The following is a 20,143-nucleotide window of genomic DNA, read 5'->3' as shown; positions in this document are numbered from 1 at the left end:
TCGAGTCTGTCGCCAGACCGACTCGAGCCTTGAATCACAAGGAAGCGCCCCGGGGAGCGAGTTGCGTTCAACTCCCCGGGGCGCTTTTTCATGCCTTGCCAGCAAAGGCCGTGTCACTGGGCGGGCGGCTGACCGCCCACCCCACCTTCCCTCGCCTGCTTTACTCGCCTGCTTTACTCGACCCTCAACTGACCATCGTCGAGCAGGTTCTGCAGGAAGGCGTCACCGTCTGCGCCCATCTGCACGCCCTGAAGCACAACGACCTGATCGGCGTTGCCACCTCCAGCCGCCAGGTTGCCTTCGCTGCTGATGGACAACAGGGTATCGTCCCCGTCCTGACTGGCCTGAAGGTAGTCCGCCAGATTGTCCTCGTCGGCGCCCTGAAGAAGATCGGCAAGATCGAGCCGGTCGGCCTCGGCCTCAACGCCATACTCACCGACGGTGAAGTCGGCCACGGTGTCCTGCGCCGGTGCCGTTGTGCTGCCCGCGTCACCAAACTCCCAGGCGAAGACATCGGCCCCGGCACCGCCGACCAACAGATCATCATCGACACCGCCGATCAGCAGGTCGCCGCCGCCGCCACCGTTCAGGATGTCTTCACCGGCACCGCCGGACAGGCTGTCGTTGCCACCGTCAGACCGATCCGCGATAGCCAGGGTCTCGACGTTGTCCCTGACGTAGTCGATGATCTGCTGATCCGTCGGCTCCGCCCCACCATTCACGCTCCACCTCAGGAACTCGACAAGGCCGAGATAGCCCAAGCCATCGTGTTCTCCCGCCTGGAAACTCTCGCCACTGTCGCCATCCACCCAGGACAGTCCATCGCTGTTGACGGTATCGCCGAACAGGACATCGTCTCCCTCGTTGCCTGCCAGGACATCATCGCCCAGCGCGGCCAACTCGGCCTGGCTGCCTCCGCCAAACAGGGCCGCTTCCAGTTCTTCGGCGGTATTGACCACCTCCACCTGCCCGGTCTCGAGAATGTCTCCATCGTCGAGCAGGCGCTGCTCCAGTCGGATCTGATCGATATCGAGACTGTCGTTGGTGCGGTTGCCGCTGTCGACCAGGAACCGGAGACGATACTCCCCCGTCTCGAGAAAGCCGGTATCGACCGTCGTCCAGTTCGGGGCGTAGGTCAGTGAACTGCTGGCGTACTCCTGCCATTGGCCACCTTCGCGCACCTCGACCACATAACCCATCGAATCGTTCGACTGACTGAACACACTGGTGCTGTAGCGAAACAGCAGCGAGGTGTACAGCTGGTCATCGGGATCGTCATCGACGAAGAAAGAGGTACTGACCACTTCCGCCGCCTGGTCGTCATTGGCGTTGTCCCTGATCCGCAACTTGCCCCCGAACTGGGCCGCCACCGTGTTGGCGTCGGAGACCTTGGTCCAGGTCTCTACCCTCAGCGCGTCCGTCGAACCGCGCGTGAAATTGGCAAGCCTGACACCATCGACCACGGTGCCCTGGTAAGACAGCGCCCCGGTGCCCGACACATCCGTATTGTCGAAAAACTCGAGAACATCTTCCCTGGTCGCGTCACCGATGCCGACCGCTCGCACGCTACTGAGCGCGGCCAGCTCGGTATAGGCGTCGGCGGCCTCCTTGATGGCGGTGGCGTCGATCGCTGTGGCGCTCACCGTGCGTCCGGCATCATCCGTGTAGTGTGTGGGCCCACCATCGGTCAGGATGAAGCTCAGGTCCTCGAAATCGGCGAATTGGGGATCGGCGTCCTGCGCCGCCAGCCACCCAGATGCAGTGCGAATGCCGGCTTCCAGATTGGTGCCGCCCTCCGCCCTGAAACCGTCGATGAAGCTCACCACATTGGCGATATCGTCAGCGCTGCTGAGGTCGATGACGATATGATCGACGGCATTGGTGCCGAAATCGACGATCTGCAGATTGATCTGGCCGTCATGGGCCACCAGGTCGGTCAACAGGTTCTTGAGCGCCGCCTGAACCAGCTCGAGTCGACTCAGGCCTGGTGTCCCCGACGGCACCACCATGCTGCCGGTGGTATCGACAATCAGCGAAATATTGTAGTTGGTGGCCGGCGTCAGCACCGCCTCCAGGCCACCTCGATCACCGATCAGCACGTCGCCGCCGGCCCCTGTCGCTTCGTTATCGTCGTCGTTGTCCCCCACCACCAGTTCGTCCGCAGGACCTTCGACGCTGACCGTCGCTTCGGCCTCGGCGCTATCCCCATCGTTGTCGGTCAGGGTGTAATCGATCACCGCCTGCCCGCCAAAGGTCGGGTTGGGGACGAAGGTCAGCGATCCGTCGGTGTTCACGCTTACCGTACCGACGCTGTCTCCTCCACGCACCGCAGCCGCCGTCACGCTTGCCCCATCGGCACCCACTTGATCGTTGTCGAGCACCTCGATGACCACCGGCGCGCCGCCGCTCGCGCTTGCCGCGTCGTCCGCCGCCAGCGGCGAATCGTCGTCGACCACGACATTCAAGCTGCCCTGGGCTTCGTCGCCGTCACTATCGCTGACGACGTAGTTCAGGGTCAGATCAATGTCATCCTCGGAGCCAGGGTCGCTGTGGTCCAGCGGACCGGCCAGGGTGACCTGATAGGCACCCGTGAGCAGATTGGTCAGTACCGCCGTCAAGACGACGCTGCCGCCTGCGCTACCCACCAACTGGCGACCATCGCCGCTGAGCGAGAACATGACCGGCATGCCCCCGGAGGTCAGCCCACTCGGACTCGGGGCCAACCAGCGGAAGTCGCCGGCGCCGTCCGTGCCGGCATCGTAGCCAAGCACTCCGGCCACCTGAGTCGCTTCACCCGCGACATCGTCGATACCCCCCGCGATACCTCCCGCCAGGCCATCCTCATCGACCACTGCCACGGGCACGTCATCACCACTCGGCGTCGTCGGGGTACCGTCGGCGTCCACGATGATTGTCCACTCGGCAAAGCGAGGGTCGCCATCGCCGTCGGTCAGGGTGTAACGCACGGTGGCCACACCACTCTGGCCGGGGTCGGGGGTAAAGGTCAGGGTGCCGTCCTGGTTGAGCACTACCGAGCCGGTAACCTCGCTGTCTCCCACCACATTGGCGGCTGTCACGCGGCCACCGTCGGCGCCGACGGCATCATTGGCCAGCACGTCCAGGGTCACCGCAGCACCATTGTCGGATACCGAGCTGTCATCCTCGGTCTCTGCGGTGTCGTCATCGATGAGCAGCTCGAGCTGCCCCTGAGCGGTGTCACCGTCGGCGTCGGTGACCGTGTAGGACAGACCAAGGAAGATATTGTCCTCGCTGAACGGCCGCAGATGATCGATGGGTCGATGCAGAACGGCGCGAGCCACGTCCGAGCCGTCTTCCAGACTCACCGTAATGACACTCTCGCCTGCCTCGTTGCGGCCGATCAGGCCACGCCCCCCATCGACCACCTCAAAGCTCACCTCGCTACCCTGGGAGGTGAGGCCATCGAGATCACTGCGAGGATTGTCGTCGGTAGGGCTCTGGGGGCCTGCGGTCAGCGCGATGTCCGCACTCCAGGCGAAGCCGCCTCCCGCCGCCGGTCCATCGGCACCAAAGTCAATCTGGAGGTCCCTCACGGCGCTGAACGGCTCACCGACCACGTCGCCATTGCCGCCGGCATTACCCCCTGGCAATCCATCCTCATCGAGCACGATGCGATGCACATCACTGGTCACCGGCTTGCCATCGGTGTCCTCGACCTTGACGGTCCAGTGGCCGACCATCGGGTCTCCGTCGCAGTCCAGCACCTTGTACTTGATGCGGGCGGTGCCGCTGAAATCATCAGCGGGGGTGAAGGTCAGCGTCTGGTCGTCATTGATCACCACCTGCCCCTGGCCCGATACCACTTCGGCACTGACCAGGTGCCCCAGATCTGCGCCCGGGCTGTCATTGGCCAGCACATCCGCGTTCACCGACTCGCCGGACCCGGCGCTGGAATAGTCGTCGACGACCACTGGGGTGTCGTCGTCGACGGTGACCGCCAGATAGCCCTTGGCCTCGCTGCCATCGGCATCCTTCACCACGTAGCCGAAAGACAGATCGATGTCGTCCTCGGTGCCGGTGGCGAAGTGATCCAGCGGGCGCAGCAGGGACACCGTTACCAGATCCGAGTCATCTGCGCGCACCACCGTGAACACGGCCTCGCCGCTCACCTCGTCACGGCCGGTCAGGCTGAGGCCGTCGGCCGACACCTCGTAGACGACGGCGCTGCCCTGGCTCTGCAGATTGGTCGGCAGGCCGTCCGTGGTCCAGTAGAAGGCCCCGCTGGCGGCAGGTCCATCGGCACCAAAGTCATAGCCAAGCCGCGCGCTGGCGCTGGTGGCCTCACCGGCCACGTCCTCAGGGCCTCCGGGGTTGCCCCCAGCCAGGCCGTCCTCGTCGACCACCACCGAGGGAGACCGGGTGTAGGGGTCATCATCGCTCGTTGGCGTCGTGGGGACATTGGCGTCGGTGATCTCTACCGTGACCTTCGCCCGTCCGCGGTCCCCATCGTTATCGATGGGCCTGAGGGTGAACTCGAGCTCCGGATGGGTGGTCTGGTCGAGCCCGTCCCTGGCCTCGAACTCCCAGCTACCGTCGGAGTTCACGATCAGGGTGCCCACCGACAACTCGATGGGTGTGTCCAGACGGTAGAAGCCGATCTCCTCCGACACGTAGACGCGCATTTCACGCAGACCATCGGCGCCAGCATTGACCGACCAGGTACCGCGCGCCACCTCCCCTTCGGCCACCGAGCTCGGTGCCGTGGCGGTGGCATCGGGCACGTCATCCTTGACGAAAATCCGCAGATTGTCGGTCTGCACCCCTTGGCTTCCGCCGTTCACTTCCACCTTGAACGGATCGTTGATGCCCTCGTCGCCGCGCCCCTGGGAACGGTGATCGTCAGAGTTGTCGGTCAACTGGTAGTCCCAGCGATAGTTGCCCTGGGCGTCCACCGCCACCGTCAGGGTGCCAAAGGCACCGCTGAGGCTGCCGCCACCGGTCAGGTCGACACCGTTGACGACAAAGCCCTCGATCTGTCCTCCGGGCGGCCGCTCATAGACGCCCCCTACCGAGGTCGCAACGGATCCCGCCCGGGTGCCGTCATCCAGCCCCGCCTCATCCACCCTGAAATCACTGCTCTGGTTCGCCATGACGCCATCCCCTGTGTCGATGCCAAGAAGGAAAGACGCCGGGTCCGCGGCTTGCACGATCAACGCACGACTGGAGCTTGGCCGAGTGACGCCTTTCACCTGGCCAAAGATATGCGGACGGCTGGCATTGCGACGACCGAACTTGGTCATCGCCGATGGCTTATGCGGAAATCGGCAATGACCTCAAGATCCCCTTATCCGCAACGGATCTTTGGATTCAAGGGGCGAGTCTGGCGACACCGCTCTCGCGCTGGCATCTCCGGCTTCCCCCGCGGCTTACAGCGCTGCATAGTACCGGCCTTGCACGACCGACCCTCGGCCCGGCCCGCTATCGATTCGCCAGCATCACGAAAGATCAGCGCCGGTCTGATGCCGGAATCATGAGAGCAACTCACCACCAACGAATGGAGGCCAACGACATGCACTCGCACTCGGGTGCCAGGCAAGTCATCGTACCTTCAGTGGAAAAAGGATCAGGCGGATTGCCAGGGCGCTTCGCCAAGGCATCGATCACATCTCTGGGCTGAACGTGGACAAGCCGGTGAAACGACGCCACTTTTCAACGACCGATTTGACGACTCGCGCACAATTTATCAGAGATCACCGAAATCCATTCCCACGCTCGACCTCCTCAGCCCGTCATCCCCCGGGGGCTGGATAACATCGACACCTGTGGCATCATGCCAGGACTAGCCACGGAGACGCTCCAATGACCCAGATTGTCACGCCCGATATCTGCGACGCCTACCCAGAGGTGGCGGTGTGCGACCCGATCTTCGTCAACTACGGGGGCCAGGAGGCCTTCTTCGGCCCGGTGAAAACGGTCAAGTGCTTCGAAGACAACTCGCTGGTCAAGCAGGCGGTCGCCGAACCAGGAGACGGCGCAGTGCTGGTGGTGGACGCAGGCGGGTCAACCCGCTGCGCCATGCTCGGCGACATGCTCGCGGAACAGGCGGCCGGCAATGGCTGGGCCGGGGTGATCATGTATGGCTGCGTGCGCGACGTGGACATCCTGGCGGAGACCGATCTGGGCATCCAGGCCCTCGGCGCCCACCCACGCAAGAGCGAGAAGCGCGGCGAAGGCCAGCGTGATGTTCCCGTCGCCTTCGCCGGTGTCGACTTCGCACCGGGCCAATGGGTCTACGCCGACAACAACGGCATTCTGGTCGCCGAGTCCCGCCTCGAACTCGATTGACGGGCCATCGCTCTTCCTTGGTCCACCGACCGCCGGGGGTCCTGTGACCCCCACCACTGACGCCATTGCTCACTCGGTGGGTCCTCGGCGCGCAGCGCCCCCTGCTCCTGCTACCCACGTCCAACGGCACACTTTAGACTCATGACGCTTGCCAGGGATGTCTACACCAGCCTGCATGATCACCTGCGTCCTCTGCTGGCCTACCATCTGCTGTTCACGCTGTTCGCCTCGGCTGCACTGCTGCCGGCCATGGGCTGGCTGCTGGCCGGCTGGCTTTCCCGGGTTGGCCGCCCCCTGGTCACCACGGTGGATGCGGTCGAGCTGCTGCTGTCCCCACTGGGCTTCAGCTGGATCCTCGCCTTTGCCGTCATCCTGCTGACGCTGCTTTACCTGCAGCAGGCCGGGATGATGCTGGTGGCGGTGGAGCGCCAGGGCTCCCACGCGCGCCAGGCCTTGATCGCCCTGTGGCAGAGCCTGCATCGTCTTCCCAGGCTGTTGGGCCTCGCCAGCCTGCAGGTGTCGATTCACCTGCTGGCCCTGACCCTCGTCGCCGCCTGTGCCAGCCTGGTCCACGATTCCCTGCTCGGTCACCTGGATCCCTACTATGTGCGGCGGGTGCGCCCACCGGCCTTCTGGCTCTACACCTCGACCCTGCTTCCGCTGGTCGGACTCTGGGCAGCGCTGGCGGCGCGACTCTACATCCGATGGTGGCTGGCGCTGCCCTGCGTGGTACTGGAGGGTCTCTCGCCTGTCGCAGCGATGCGCCGCAGCTACCAGTTGACCCGGCACCGCCAGGGGGGACTTGCGCGGGTCATCTTTTCGATGCTGGCGGTACTGCTGGTGCTGCCGTCGGCGGTGTCGATCGCCTTCAGCGCCTGGGTCGCCCCCCTCTTGTCGACACTGCCCGAGATCGGCGCGGTGGTCATCACAACCATGCTGCTGGTGGTCACCGCCGCGACCCTGCTGACGCTCAGTGTCGCCTTCGCGGTGATCGTGCTCAACGCCCTGCTGGCGACCTGCCTGTACCTGCGCCGCGCCCATCGACTGCCGCGCCCCGATCCCCCACCGGCTGACGCCCACCCGGGGCGGTTGGCCTGGGCGGTGGAGGTTGGCATCCTGGTATTCGCCGTCTCCCAGGCGTGGCTGATGGTGGAGCGACAGGAGCTCAATGACGAGGTCGAGGTGATCGCCCACCGGGGTAGTTCGGAGGTAGCGCCGGAAAACAGCCTGTCGGCCATCCGCCAGGCCCTGGAAGACGGCGCCGATCAGATCGAAATCGATGTGCGTCTGAGTGCCGACGGCAACGTGGTGCTGAGCCACGATGCCACGCTGCAGCGTCTTGCGGGAGACCCGCGGCGGGTCACCGACCTGAACTGGCAGGAGTTGGCAACGCTGGATGTCGGATCAGGCTTCGGTCATGCCTTCGCCGGCGAACGCCTGGCCAGGCTCGACCAGGCTTTGGCTGCGGTGCGTGGCCGCGCCGACCTGATCATCGAGCTCAAGCCGAGCCGTGGCAAGGAACAGGCGCTGATCGAGGCGGTCGTGGCAGAGCTCGACGCCGAACGCCGCTGGCGCCTGCACTGCCGAGACCAGGCAGAAGACCGCCTGGCGCGCATGATCTGTGGCGATCCCAGGCTATTCGAGACCACTTGGCTTGCGTCCTTGTCGTACCGTCAGATCCACCTGATCGACGCCCAGGAGCCTCGCGCCAGGACACTGCTGCTGGCAGAGTGGGCCCTGCCCGGCAGCCTGCCGCAGCGTCGCTTCGACGGGCTCGGCCTGCGCAACAGCCAGATCGACGATGATCAACTGCGACGCGCCCACCTCAACCAGACGCCGCTCTACGCCTGGACGGTCAACGATCCTGGCCGCATGGCCAGACTTATCGACATGGGCGTGGACGGCATCATCACCGACCGCCCTGAAAGACTCAGCGCGCTGCTGCGCGAACGACGCAGGATGAGCGACGCCGAGCTACTGCTGACCAAGCTGCGCCACTGGCTGGCCGACGACTGAACGAAGAACCCCCGCCCCGGCGGTAGCCGGGAGCGGGGGCAACATCAGTCCGCGGAGCGAATGGCGCGCTTCAATCGCCCATCACGACGCCTTCACGGCGGGGGTCAGCACCCCCATAGAAGCCGTCTTCGGTGACCTTCAGCGCCTGCAGACCGCTGGTCAACTCGCGGGTCTCGACCTCGTGACCAAGTCCCCGCAGATCGCTCAGCGTGGCCTCGGGGAAGCGCCCCTGCTCCAGATAGACGGTGCCACCGGTGGTGATCGCATGGGGCAGATCGAGCGCCTGCTGGGCGTCCACACCACGCGTAAGCATGGCATCCAGCGTCTGGGCGGTGTAGTGGATGATCGCGGCGCCTCCGGGAGACCCGAGGCTCGCTACCAGCTCGCCGCTCTCACGCTCGAACACCAGCGTCGGACTCATGCTCGAACGCGGCCGCTTGCCGGGCTGCACCCGGTTGGCGATCGGTGTGCCCTGCTCATCCGTCGGCGTGAAGGAAAAGTCGGTCAACTCATTGTTGAGCAGATAGCCGCCATCAAGCTCGCCGCCACCGTTGGCCATGATGCGCGAACCAAACGCCTGCTCGATGCTCGAGGTCATGGCGACCGCCTGACCCCGGGGGTCGACGATGCTGATATGGCTGGTGCCGTGCTCGGGCTGCTGGGGCTGAGAGGCGTAGGCGGTCTCCAGCGAACCGGGGTTGCCGGGGCGCGCCTCGCCGCTTCCCATGCTCTGCTGCTTGATCAGCTCGGCGCGCTTGGCCAGATAGTCCGGTGCCAGCAGCGTGTTCCAGTCACCGCCGGGGGGTTCGACGAAATCGCTGTCACCGATATAGCGGCCGCGATCGGCAAAGGCCAGGCGCGAGGCCTCGAGAAACGGATGCAGCCAATCCACCGTGGGCACACCCTCGTGGATGGCGGTCTCGATCTCCGGCAAGGCCTCCATCATGCCGAGTATCTGCATCACGGTCAGGTGTCCCGATGAGGGTGGCGGGAAACCGCAGACCTCCCAGTCACGCCAGGGGGTGCACAGCGGCTCACGCTCGAGTGCTGCGTAACCCGCCATGTCCTCGAGACTCAGGGTACCGGGCAGCTCCGGGTGATTCCGCACCCGGGACACCAGATCCTCGGCAAACTCGCCGGTGTGCAACGCAGAGCTGCCCTCCTCGGCCACCTTGGTCAGAATCGCCGCCAGGGCGGGATTGCGCAGGGTCGCTCCCACCTCAAGCGGCTCGCCCTGGTCATCGAAGAAGTAGGCCCCGGCGATCTCGTCCTCGGCAAGGCTTGGAGTCGACTCCAGGCTCTGATGCAGACGCGGGCTGATCTCGAAACCCTCCGTGGCCAGAGTGATGGCCGGCGCAAACAGTGACTTCCACGGCAGCTCGCCGTATTCGTCGTGCGCCAGCTCCAGCATCCTCAAGGTACCGGGCACCCCCACCGAACGCCCGCTCTCGACCGCGGTCATGAAGTCGATCGGATCGCCGTCGGCATTCAGAAACAGGGACTCGTCGGCGCCCAACGGGGCCTTTTCACGGCCATCGAAGGCGTGGACATCTTCCCCGTCGAACAGCATCAGAAAGGAACCACCGCCGATGCCGCTGGACTGGGGTTCCACCAGCGTCAGCACCATCTGCACCGCGATGGCGGCATCGATGGCCGAGCCTCCGGCCTTGATCACCTGATAGCCGGCGTCGGTGGCCAGAGGGTTCGCGGCCGCCACCGCAAAGGACGAGGTCGACCAGCCGGGCTTCTCCTGATAGCCGGAACTCGATTCCGGCGAGATGTCCGGATGAGCGTATTCAAACCCCTCCTGGGCAAGTGCCGGTGTCGTCAGCAGGCCGGCCAGCAGCAGATTGCCGCAAACGATGGAAGACGCCAGACGCGCCAACCGTGGCGAAGTACGCGATGTCATCACCGCTCCTTTTGTGATGAGTAATACGGGAGAGTCTTTATTGCTTGATTCAGCATAGGCCCTGAGCGTCGAGACGGCACGCAGGCTCGCTGTCATGTGCGTGTTTCACCGGCATCGTGTACCACCGACGAGCAGCGCTAATTTATTGCCGGCGCTCGTAGCGATCGACACGCCAGCGGCAGAACCGCGAGACCAGTGCCAGCGCCAGCAGCGCCACGGCGGTCACACCGAGCACCGACACCAACTGGTGATAGCCCTCAGGGGTGCTTTCGGCCCTGGCCGCCATGCCCTTCTCGGCCAGGCGTACCACACCGTATATCAACGCCATCAGCAGGCCCAGCGGCAGCGCCGAGCCAAAGCGTGACAGGCCCCGAGTCAATGCCCAGGGAGGCGTAGGCTCCTTGTTCTTGACCGCCTTTGACGAAGCAGCCTTGCCCCGTGAGGCCCTGGGCTCCTGGCTGGGTTCTGACTTGGCCTGGGCCTTGTTCGCGGCCTTGCTCGAGGCCTTGGTCGGGGAATCGCTGCGACTGCGGGCCCTGGGTCCTGGCTTCGCCTTTTGTGTTGCCGTGCCCGATGACTGACGCCCCCCTGGCAGCAGCCGCCCGAGAGCCCAGCGCCCCAGCGACCAGCAGGCCCAGCCCAGGCACACCCCGATGGACAGCAGCACGCTGCCCATGACCAACAGATACGCCATCACAAGATCCTGAAAAGAAAAGCTTCCCATGGTGCCAAGTTAGCGGGCACTTGGGGAGCCCCTCGAGGCGATTGAGCGAGTTTCGCACACCCGCACAACGCAACGACGCCGCGGAAGGTCCGCGGCGTCGACAGGCGGGCGATCGCGTCGCCGTCTCACAGCATGGTGATGCTCAGCCGATGGTCTCGCCGGCCAGCATGAACCAGGTCTCCAGCACCGCGTCCGGGTTCAGTGACACCGAGTCGATGCCCTGTTCCATCAGCCACTTGGCCAGTTCCGGATGGTCAGACGGCCCCTGGCCGCAGATCCCGACGTACTTGCCCTTGGCCTTGCAGGCCTGGATCGCCATGGCCAGCAGCTTCTTGACCGCCGGGTTCCGCTCATCGAACAGGTGCGCGACGATACCGGAATCGCGATCGAGACCGAGGGTCAACTGGGTCAGATCGTTGGAGCCAATGGAGAAGCCGTCGAAGTACTCGAGGAACTCATCGGCTAGCAGGGCGTTGGCCGGCAGCTCGCACATCATGATGACCTTGAGCCCGTTATCGCCTCGCTTGAGGCCATTGGCCGCCAGCAGGTCGACCACTTCACTGGCTTCTTCGGTGGTACGCACGAAGGGAATCATCAGCTCGACGTTGTCGAGGCCCATCTCGTCGCGCACCCGCTTCATCGCCCGACACTCAAGCTCGAAGCACGGCCGGAAGTTCTCGGAGATGTAGCGCGAGGCGCCGCGGAAACCGAGCATCGGGTTCTCTTCACCGGGCTCGTAGAGCTTGCCGCCGATCAGGTTCTCGTACTCGTTGGACTTGAAGTCCGACATTCGCACGATGACCCGCTCCGGATAGAAGGCCGCCGCCAGGGTCGAGATACCCTCCACCAGCTTGTCGACGTAGAAGCTGACCGGATCATCGTAGCCGGCGATACGCAGATCGATGGTCTGCTGCAGTTCGCTGGGCAGGGTGTCGTATTCCAGCAGCGCCTTGGGGTGAACGCCGATCATGCGGTTGATGATGAACTCCAGACGCGCCAGGCCGACACCGGCGTTGGGCAGGGTGGAGAAGCTGAAGGCGCGATCCGGGTTGCCCACGTTCATCATGATCTTGAACGGGATGTCCGGCATGGCATCGACGCTGGTGACGTTGCGGTCGAACTCCAGCAGACCATCGTAGACGTGGCCGGCATCGCCCTCGGCGCAGGACACGGTGACTTCACGGCCATCGCGCAGCACGTCGGTGGCGTCACCACAGCCCACCACCGCCGGGATACCCAGTTCGCGGGCGATGATCGCCGCGTGACAGGTGCGCCCGCCACGGTTGGTGACGATGGCAGAAGCGCGCTTCATGATCGGTTCCCAGTCCGGGTCGGTCATGTCGGTGACCAGCACGTCCCCGGCGTTGACCTTGTCCATCTCGTCCGGGCTGAGGATGACCTTGACCGCACCGCGACCGATGCGCTGACCGATGGCGCGACCGGTGACCAGGGTGCGCCCCTTCTCCTTGAGCTGGAAGCGCTCCAGCGAGCCGCCCTCCTGCTGGGACACCACGGTCTCGGGACGCGCCTGAACGATGTAGAGCTGTTGATCGTCACCGTCCAGCGCCCACTCGATGTCCATGGGACGGCCGTAGTGCTCTTCGATGGTCATCGCCTGACGCGCCAGCGCCATCACCTGTTCGTCGTTGATGCTGAAACGGCCACGATCGGACAGCGGCACATCCACGGTCTCCACCGACTTGCCGGCGCTGGCATCACCGGTGTAGACCATCTTGATCAGCTTGGAGCCGAGGTTACGCCGCAGCACCGCCGGGCGGCCTGCCGCCAGGGTGGTCTTGTGGACGTAGAACTCGTCAGGGTTCACCGCGCCCTGCACCACGGTCTCGCCGAGGCCCCACGACGAGGTCACGAATACGGCATCACGGAAGCCGGACTCGGTGTCCAGGGTGAACATCACGCCGCTGGCCCCGGTCTCGGAGCGCACCATCTTCTGCACGCCGGCGGACAGCGCCACGTTCTCGTGGGCATAGCCACGGTGCACCCGGTAGGAAATCGCGCGGTCGTTGAACAAGGAGGCGAACACCTCGTGCACCGCCCGCTTGATGTTGTCGTAGCCTTCGATATTGAGGAAGGTTTCCTGCTGGCCGGCGAAGGACGCGTCGGGAAGATCCTCGGCGGTAGCGGAGCTGCGCACCGCCACCTTGAGGTTGGGATGCTTGCCGAGCATCAGCTCGTAGGCTTCACGCAGGGCGGCCTCGAAGGCCGGCGGCAGCGGGGTATCGATGACCCACTGGCGAATCTTGCTGCCGGCCTCGGCAAGGGCATTGACGTCATCGACGTCGAGACGCGCAAGCTCCTGGTTGATTCGATCGTTGAGCCCCTCGTGGGAGAGGAACTCGCGATAGGCCTCGGCGGTGGTGGCGAAACCGCCAGGCACCGTGACGCCGGCGCCGGACAGGTTGGAAATCATCTCGCCCAGGGAAGCATTCTTGCCCCCGACTCGCTCGACGTCGTTCATGCCCAGCTGATCAAACCACAGAATGTACTTGTCCACGTGACCCCCTTGGATGTCGACGACCTCGTCCGTGACGCGCCGTCATGACTGGATGCTGGCGACTCTATCAGCGCCTCGCCATATTCGCCATTGGTCTAAGAGCGAAGTCACTGGAGGATTTTTACAACACCCGGGGGAAATCGACGATTCCTGTAGTCAGCGCCCTGACGCCGCTATCGAGGTCTCCGCCAGGGCGTGCAAATCATGACGTCGGATGCTGGCGTCAAAGTATCTGAAAGGCGCGCGAATGCTTGGCTCGGCCCCGCCGCCAGGACTTTTTTCAGAGGCTGATCGAAAGCCAGCCTATCTTGTAGTCGGGCACGCCTGTGCCGCCTTAGGTTTACTTTGGAACAGCGACAACTTGTCTCACCGCAGCGGTAAACGGACAATGCCATCACTGTCTTCAAGGGAATCGTCATGACCCGAACCGCCTTCTTCATTTCCGACGGCACCGGCATCACCGCCGAGAGCCTGGGCCGCAGCCTGCTGGCCCAGTTCGAGAACGTCGACATCCGCAAGCTGACCAAGCCCTACATCGACACCATCGAGAAGGCGCGCTCGCTGGTCAGCATCATCGAGGCCACCGCCGTGCGCGACGGCGTGCAGCCGATCATCATCGACACCATCGTCGACGAGAAGATCCGCGCGGTGATTCGCCAGGCACCGGGCTTCAAGGTCGACATATTCTCCACCTTCCTCGAGCCGCTGGAGCGCGAGCTGGACACCCACTCCTCCTACAGCGTCGGGCGTACCCACGCCATCTCCAGCGACGATGTCTATATGGACCGCATCCACTCGGTACACTTCGCCCTCGACAACGACGACGGCGCCCGTACCCACCAGTACGACCAGGCGGATGTCATCCTGGTCGGGGTGTCACGCTGCGGCAAGACGCCGACCTCGCTGTACCTGGCGCTGCAGTTCGGGGTGCGCGCGGCCAACTATCCGCTGACCGAAGACGACCAGGACGACAGCGGCACCCTGAAGCTGCCGCCGGTACTGGCCAAGCAGCGCCACAAGCTGTTCGGCCTGACCATCGACCCGCGCAGGCTTGCCGCCATCCGCCACGAACGTCGCCCCAACAGCCGCTACAGCAGCATGGACCAGTGCATGCAGGAGGTCGCCCAGGCCGAATCCATGTTCCGCCAGCTGCATATCCCCTTTATCGATGCCACCCGCTTCTCGGTGGAGGAAATCTCCACCCGCATGATCGCCGAGACCGGCATCAACCGCCGCTTCTCACCGCGCTGACACCCGCCTGCGTCCGCCGGTCCATGGCGGGAAGGTGCCTCCTTTCCGCCATCTCCCTGTCGGCTCGCTGCCCCCTGCTCGGCTGCATCACAGCGCAGGGTCCGTGGGCTTGGGCATAGGGCTGAGTCACCAGGCTCCGGACCGTTCCAGCGCACCCAGCGACTTGCAATGATAGTCAATCTCGTTACTATTTCTTTCCGTAGTGGACTCCCCGGCGCAGCCATCCCTTACCTGTCGTCGCCGCGCAAGAATAACCGCCCTGAGAAAAGGTAACGCCCCATGATCTCCCGTCTCGTCCGCCGTCCCCTGGCGCTTGCCATTGCCGCCAGTGCCCTTGTCGTGTCTAGCCACGTCGCCGCCGAAGACGTTACCGCCAAGGCGGTGGTGAGCCACTACACCGATCTCGCCCACACCACCTATAGCGACGCACTGAAGACGGCCAAGGCGCTGGACGAGGCCATCGACAGCCTGCTGGCCGCGCCGACCCCCGAGACCCTGGCCGCGGCCAAGAAGGCCTGGCGCGAGGCGCGGGTGCCCTACCAGCAGAGTGAAGTCTTCCGCTTCGGCAACGCCATCGTCGACGACTGGGAAGGCCAGCTCAACGCCTGGCCGCTGGACGAAGGCATGATCGACTACGTCGCTCAGGACGGCTACCAGCACGAGCTGGGCAACGCCGGCGCTACCGCCAACATCATTGCCTCCGAGCGCATCAACGTCGGCGGCGAAGAGATCGACGTCAGTACCCTGAGCCCGGAGCTGCTGGCCGAGCTCAACGAGATCGGCGGCTCCGAGGCCAACGTGGCCACCGGCTACCACGCCATCGAGTTTCTGCTGTGGGGCCAGGATCAGCACGGCTACGAGGCCGGCGCCGGCGAGCGCCCCGCCAGCGACTTCGCCCAGGGCGAAGACTGCAGCAACGGCCACTGCGACCGCCGTCGGGCCTATCTGAAGGCAGCCAGTCAGCTATTGATCAACGACCTGGAATGGATGGTCGCCCAGTGGGCGCCGGTAGACGGCGACAACTACCGCAGCGAACTGACCGCGCAACCGGCTGAAGAAGGCCTGCGCCGCATCCTCTTCGGCATGGGCTCACTGTCACTGGGGGAGCTCGCCGGTGAGCGCATGAAGGTCGCGCTGGAGGCCAACTCCTACGAGGACGAGCACGACTGCTTCAGCGACAACACTCATAACTCGCACTACTACAACGGTCAGGGCATCCAGAACGTCTACACCGGCAGCTACCAGCGCATCGACGGCACCACCCTGGAAGGACCGGGCGTGGAAGCCCTGCTGGCCCAGCGCGACAGCGAGCTGGCCCAGACCCTGGAGCAGCAGATCGAGGCCTCCATGGACGCGCTCGGCACCCTCAAGGAGACCGCCGAGCGCAGCGACTCGCCGATGACCTTCGACATGATGATCGCACCGAGCAATGACCAGGGCGCCGCCATCGTCAACGATGCCATCCTGGCGCTGGTCACCCAGACCGGCTCCATCGAGCAGGCCGCAGGCGAACTGGGCGTCACCTCGCTGCAGCCCGACGACGCCGGTCATACTTTCTGACCCCGTCACTGGACCCCGCTTGATCCAGATCAGGTGATAACGCCTTGGCGGATGATGCAATGAGAGTCATTCGCCCCAAGAAGCCGCACCGCCCGCGTGCGGCTCACCTGTTTCAAGGAAACGCCTGATGCGTCAATTTCCGTCGCTCCCCCCTGCCCTGTCAGCGTTGCTGGCGGCCCTCGTCATCGGCGCGCCGGTCAGCGCAAACGACGCGCCAGTCAGCGCAAACGACAGTCCGCCCATCCAGAACGACCCACGCTCGGGTGGCGAAGGCTCGGTCAGCCAGTTCGACCACAACGCCTACTCGCTGCCCCTTGGCAACATGAGCATGACCAAGCGCCTGGACTTCAGCGTCGGCAACAGCTTTTTTCGCAACCCCTGGGTGGTGGCACCGGCCAGCACCGATGCCCGTGACGGCCTCGGACCGCTGATCAACACCAACAGCTGCCAGGGCTGCCATATCAAGGACGGCCGCGGTCACCCTCCGGCCCCTGGCGAGGCGCCGGTGTCCCTGTTCCTGCGCCTGTCGCTGCCCGCTGAAAGCGACGAGGATCATGACATCGTAAGGCGCACCGGCGCCGTTCCGGTGCCCCACTACGGGCGCCAGCTTCAGACTGCGGCGATTCCCGGCGCCACGCCGGAAGCCGACATGGTACGCACCCTCGAGGATCGCGAGATCAGCTTCGACGACGGACACCACGTGGTGCTCGCGGCGCCCGTCTATTCCATCGAGAACCCCGCTTACGGGGAGCTGCCCGAGAATCTGCTGACGTCCCCCCGGGTCGCCCCGCCGATGATCGGCCTGGGCCTGCTCGAGGTGGTCGACGAGGCGCAGATCCTGGCCTGGGCGGATGAGCAGGACGCCGACGGCGATGGCATCTCGGGCCGGCCAAACCGAGTGTGGGACGTGCGCCAGCAGACCACCGTGCTGGGACGGTTCGGCTGGAAGGCCGGTGAGCCCACGGTGGAGCAGCAGAGCCTGCACGCCTTTGCCGGTGACATGGGCCTGACCTCGCGCCTGACCGCGAGCACCGACTGTATGCCGGGCCAGGGCTGCGAGAACTTCCCCGATGGCGGCGATCCCGAAGTCAGTGACGAGGTCGCCGACTTCATCACCTTCTACGCCTCGAGCCTGGCCGTACCCGAGCGGCGCGACATGGATTCGCCAGACGTCCAGGCCGGCGCCCGTCACTTCAACACCCTGGGTTGCGCCAGCTGTCATCGCCCGTCGCTGACCACGCCGGAAGACACCGAGCGCGCCGAATTGGCCGGACAGACCCTGTGGGCCTACACCGACATGCTGCTGCACGACATGGGCGAAGGCCTCGCCGACGGTCGCCCCGAGTACCAGGCCGACGGCAATGAGTGGCGCACCCCGCCACTGTGGGGGCTAGGCCTGGCCCAGAGCGTCAATCCCCAGGCTGGCTTCCTGCACGACGGACGGGCTCGCACCTTGGAAGAGGCGATCCTGTGGCACGCCGGTGAAGCCGAATCTTCACGAAATGCCTACAAGGCGCTTGAGGCCCACGAGCGCCAACAACTACTGGACTTCCTGAACTCCCTATGACGACTTTTCCACGACACTCGGGTAGCGCCCTGGCAGCCGCCCTGCTGCTGGCGACCGCCGGCTTGACGCTGGGCGGGCCCGGGACGGCCCTGGCCCAGGGGTCCTCTGACGCCAGCGCTGACACCGCGCACGATGCAGAGAACGAAAGCACCCCGCGCAGCGTCTGGCATCACGATATCGGGCTTGGCTATCGGCAACTGGCGAGCCGGACTCAGGCACTGGCCGAACGCCTGAAGGCGAGCTGCGGCGAGGCCGGGGTCGACCGCCCGGCGCTGCGCAGTGAGTGGCTTGCGGCCTACCAGGCCTGGCAAGCGGTGCGCTTTGTCGACTTCGGGCCGATCGAGGTGGACAGCCGTGCCTGGCAGCTCCAGTTCTGGCCCGACGCCAAGAATCTTGTGGGTACCCGCGTTGGCGCCAGGCTACGCCAGGACGCCCCCGTCGGCGCCGACGACATCGCCGAGGCCGGCGTCGCCGAGCAGGGCTTCCCGGCGCTGGAAGTACTGCTCTACGACGACGTCATGGCCAGCCGCTCGCTGGGCGACCCCCTGCCCTGCGCCCTGGCTGGGGCCATCGGCAGCCACCTGGTCGCCGTCAGCGACGCCGTGGTTGCCGACTGGCAGGCCTTTGCGCCGCACTACCTGGCCACCGACAGCTACAACGAGGCGACCCTGCACGGTGCGATGCAGTCTCTCGAGATTCTGGAGGACAAGCGCCTCGGCGAGCCGCTCGGCTTGATGGGCGCCGCGCCCAATGCCTATCGCGCAGAGGCCTGGCGCAGTGGCCAGTCGGTGGCCCTGGCGGCCGCCAGCCTGGCGGGCCTGCAGCAGTACTTCCAGCCGGGCCTTGCGACCTGGCTGGATCAGGCCGGCCATGCCGAGCTGGGCGACGCCTTTGCTCGCCAGCTGGAGGACACGCTCGATCAGGCCGAGGCGATCGATACCGGTATCGTCGATGCGTTGGACGAACATTCAGATGGCGATGCCAGCTCCCCGGCAGCACAACAAGAACTGGCGACCCTCTACCTGGAGGTGGCCCAGCTGCGGGCGCTGCTCGATGATCAGATCGCCCCCGCCCTGGGGGTGGTCAAGGGCTTCAATTCCAGCGACGGAGACTGACCCGGTGCCGTCACTTCCTTCTCTGTCCCGGCGGCGCCTGCTCAAGGCGTCGCTGCTGGGACTCGCCGCCACCGGCCTGCCGGCCAGTCTGTGGGCGCTGGACGATGGTGGCCGCCGGCAGTGGTACTTCAGCGCGGTGGACGACAGCGACGGTGGACACCACCTGGCAGGGCTGCGCCGCGACGGCGCTGGTCACTTTCTGCTGCCGAGCCCGGAGCGCTGCCACGGCGGCTGCCTCAGACCGGGCCGGGACGAGGTGGTACTGTTCGCTCGACGGCCAGGCCAACGCTTCCATGTGCTCGACGCCAGGCGCCAGGCATCGACACTCGAGATCAGCGCAGGACAGGGCCGGCACTTCTACGGCCACGGCGTGTTCGACCCGAGCGGTCGCTGGCTCTACGTCACCGCCAATCGCATCGGCGACGCCATGGGGCTGGTTCAGGTGCACGACGCCGAGCAAGGCTACCGGCATGTGGGTGACCACCTTCTCGACGGCATCGGTCCCCACGAGGTCGGCCTGATGCCCGATGGCGAGACCCTGGTGGTGGCGCTGGGCGGTATCCACACCCATCCCGACAGCGGGCGGGCCAAGCTCAACCTCTCGGACATGGACCCCGCCCTGCTGCTGCTCGATCGCCATAGCGGCAAGATCCTGGAACGCCATCGGCCATCCCACCACCAGCTGAGCTGTCGCCATCTGGACATCGCCCCCGACGGCACCGTCGTCGCCGGCTACCAGTTCCAGGGCCCCGAGTGGGAGACCGACCACCCGCTGATCGCCAGGCGCGCACCGGACGGCAGCTTCAGCGAGCAGGTGCTGCCTTCGCCCCTGCAAGGGCGTATGGCCCAGTACACCGCCAGCGTGGCGGCCAGCCAGGTGCGCCCGAGTGCGGCGATTTCCGCCCCACGAGGCAACAAGGTGCTGGTGCTGGGCAGGACCAGCGGCGAGCTGCTGGCACAGTTCGATATCGAGGACGCGGCAGGCGTTCGCTGCGACGGCGCCGGAGGCTATCTGGTCACCACCGGCGGTGGCGAGGTCCACCGAATAGACGATGGCGGCCGCCATTACCAGCTGGCCGCCTTGCCGCTGCGCTGGGACAACCACCTGACCTGATCACCACCAGCGGGTTATCGGCCATCGGGCCGTCGACTAGGGCATCGA

At 65.3% G+C, this 20,143-nt stretch carries 11 protein-coding genes; 7 read left to right on the top strand and 4 right to left on the bottom strand.

What is annotated here, in order from left to right; genetic code table 11:
• Positions 1 to 173 precede the first annotated feature (173 nt).
• Complete coding sequence (locus RBB39_RS04320) at positions 174 to 5,129, bottom strand: Ig-like domain-containing protein (protein ID WP_306168852.1); 4,956 nt, start codon at positions 5,127 to 5,129, stop codon at positions 174 to 176.
• 709 nt (positions 5,130 to 5,838) lie between these two features.
• On the opposite strand from RBB39_RS04320, the gene rraA reads away from it, so the two are divergent.
• Complete coding sequence (gene rraA / locus RBB39_RS04315; protein WP_045994927.1) at positions 5,839 to 6,324, top strand: ribonuclease E activity regulator RraA; 486 nt, start codon at positions 5,839 to 5,841, stop codon at positions 6,322 to 6,324.
• A gap of 141 nt (positions 6,325 to 6,465) precedes the next feature.
• Complete coding sequence (locus RBB39_RS04310; protein WP_045994926.1) at positions 6,466 to 8,340, top strand: glycerophosphodiester phosphodiesterase family protein; 1,875 nt, start codon at positions 6,466 to 6,468, stop codon at positions 8,338 to 8,340.
• Between the two features lie 70 nt (positions 8,341 to 8,410).
• On the opposite strand, the gene ggt is transcribed toward RBB39_RS04310, so the two are convergent.
• The 3 genes from ggt to ppsA all read right to left on the bottom strand — a co-directional run bounded on the left by ggt (position 8,411) and on the right by ppsA (position 13,488).
• Entirely contained in the window at positions 8,411 to 10,249 is a 1,839-nt protein-coding gene (gene ggt / locus RBB39_RS04305) for a gamma-glutamyltransferase (RefSeq protein ID WP_045994925.1), read from the bottom strand.
• A 142-nt stretch (positions 10,250 to 10,391) separates the two neighbouring features.
• On the bottom strand, positions 10,392 to 10,943 hold the full coding sequence (locus RBB39_RS04300) for a hypothetical protein (RefSeq protein ID WP_157033136.1): 552 nt from the start codon (positions 10,941 to 10,943) through the stop codon (positions 10,392 to 10,394).
• A 172-nt stretch (positions 10,944 to 11,115) separates the two neighbouring features.
• Complete coding sequence (ppsA, locus tag RBB39_RS04295; RefSeq protein ID WP_213230706.1) at positions 11,116 to 13,488, bottom strand: phosphoenolpyruvate synthase; 2,373 nt, start codon at positions 13,486 to 13,488, stop codon at positions 11,116 to 11,118.
• Between the two features lie 417 nt (positions 13,489 to 13,905).
• Here ppsA and RBB39_RS04290 point away from each other — a divergent pair, with 417 nt between their 5' ends.
• The 5 genes from RBB39_RS04290 to RBB39_RS04270 all read left to right on the top strand — a co-directional run bounded on the left by RBB39_RS04290 (position 13,906) and on the right by RBB39_RS04270 (position 20,095).
• Complete coding sequence (locus RBB39_RS04290) at positions 13,906 to 14,739, top strand: pyruvate, water dikinase regulatory protein (RefSeq protein WP_045994921.1); 834 nt, start codon at positions 13,906 to 13,908, stop codon at positions 14,737 to 14,739.
• A 279-nt stretch (positions 14,740 to 15,018) separates the two neighbouring features.
• The gene (locus RBB39_RS04285) at positions 15,019 to 16,299 is read left to right on the top strand and encodes an imelysin family protein (RefSeq protein WP_045994920.1); all 1,281 of its coding nucleotides are present in this window, start codon (positions 15,019 to 15,021) and stop codon (positions 16,297 to 16,299) included.
• A 127-nt stretch (positions 16,300 to 16,426) separates the two neighbouring features.
• Positions 16,427 to 17,866 (top strand): di-heme oxidoredictase family protein, encoded by a 1,440-nt coding sequence (locus RBB39_RS04280; protein WP_306168851.1) that lies wholly within the window; start codon positions 16,427 to 16,429, stop codon positions 17,864 to 17,866.
• Entirely contained in the window at positions 17,863 to 18,981 is a 1,119-nt protein-coding gene (locus RBB39_RS04275) for an imelysin family protein (protein WP_306168850.1), read from the top strand. The genes RBB39_RS04280 and RBB39_RS04275 overlap by 4 nt, the downstream gene beginning before the upstream one ends.
• A 4-nt stretch (positions 18,982 to 18,985) precedes the next feature.
• Positions 18,986 to 20,095, top strand: a complete 1,110-nt coding sequence (locus tag RBB39_RS04270; RefSeq protein WP_306168849.1) for a DUF1513 domain-containing protein — start codon at positions 18,986 to 18,988, stop codon at positions 20,093 to 20,095.
• Positions 20,096 to 20,143 lie beyond the last annotated feature (48 nt).

Origin of the sequence: Halomonas sp. MMSF_3323 (genome assembly GCF_030733595.1) — a bacterium.
Classification (GTDB): Bacteria; Pseudomonadota; Gammaproteobacteria; order Pseudomonadales; family Halomonadaceae; genus Halomonas; species Halomonas litopenaei.
The sequence above is the reverse complement of the archived record's forward strand: the minus strand, read 5'-3'. Positions and strand labels throughout refer to the sequence as shown.

Bases quoted from the DNA above. Each gene is read 5' to 3' on its own strand.
- RBB39_RS04285 (WP_045994920.1), top strand. From the start codon at position 15,019: ATGATCTCCCGTCTCGTCCGCCGTCCCCTGGCGCTTGCCATTGCCGCC.
- RBB39_RS04275 (WP_306168850.1), top strand. From the start codon at position 17,863: ATGACGACTTTTCCACGACACTCGGGTAGCGCCCTGGCAGCCGCCCTG.
- RBB39_RS04280 (WP_306168851.1), top strand. From the start codon at position 16,427: ATGCGTCAATTTCCGTCGCTCCCCCCTGCCCTGTCAGCGTTGCTGGCG.
- RBB39_RS04310 (WP_045994926.1), top strand. From the start codon at position 6,466: ATGACGCTTGCCAGGGATGTCTACACCAGCCTGCATGATCACCTGCGT.
- RBB39_RS04290 (WP_045994921.1), top strand. From the start codon at position 13,906: ATGACCCGAACCGCCTTCTTCATTTCCGACGGCACCGGCATCACCGCC.
- ggt (WP_045994925.1), bottom strand. From the start codon at position 10,249: ATGACATCGCGTACTTCGCCACGGTTGGCGCGTCTGGCGTCTTCCATC.
- RBB39_RS04320 (WP_306168852.1), bottom strand. From the start codon at position 5,129: ATGGCGAACCAGAGCAGTGATTTCAGGGTGGATGAGGCGGGGCTGGAT.
- RBB39_RS04300 (WP_157033136.1), bottom strand. From the start codon at position 10,943: ATGGCGTATCTGTTGGTCATGGGCAGCGTGCTGCTGTCCATCGGGGTG.
- rraA (WP_045994927.1), top strand. From the start codon at position 5,839: ATGACCCAGATTGTCACGCCCGATATCTGCGACGCCTACCCAGAGGTG.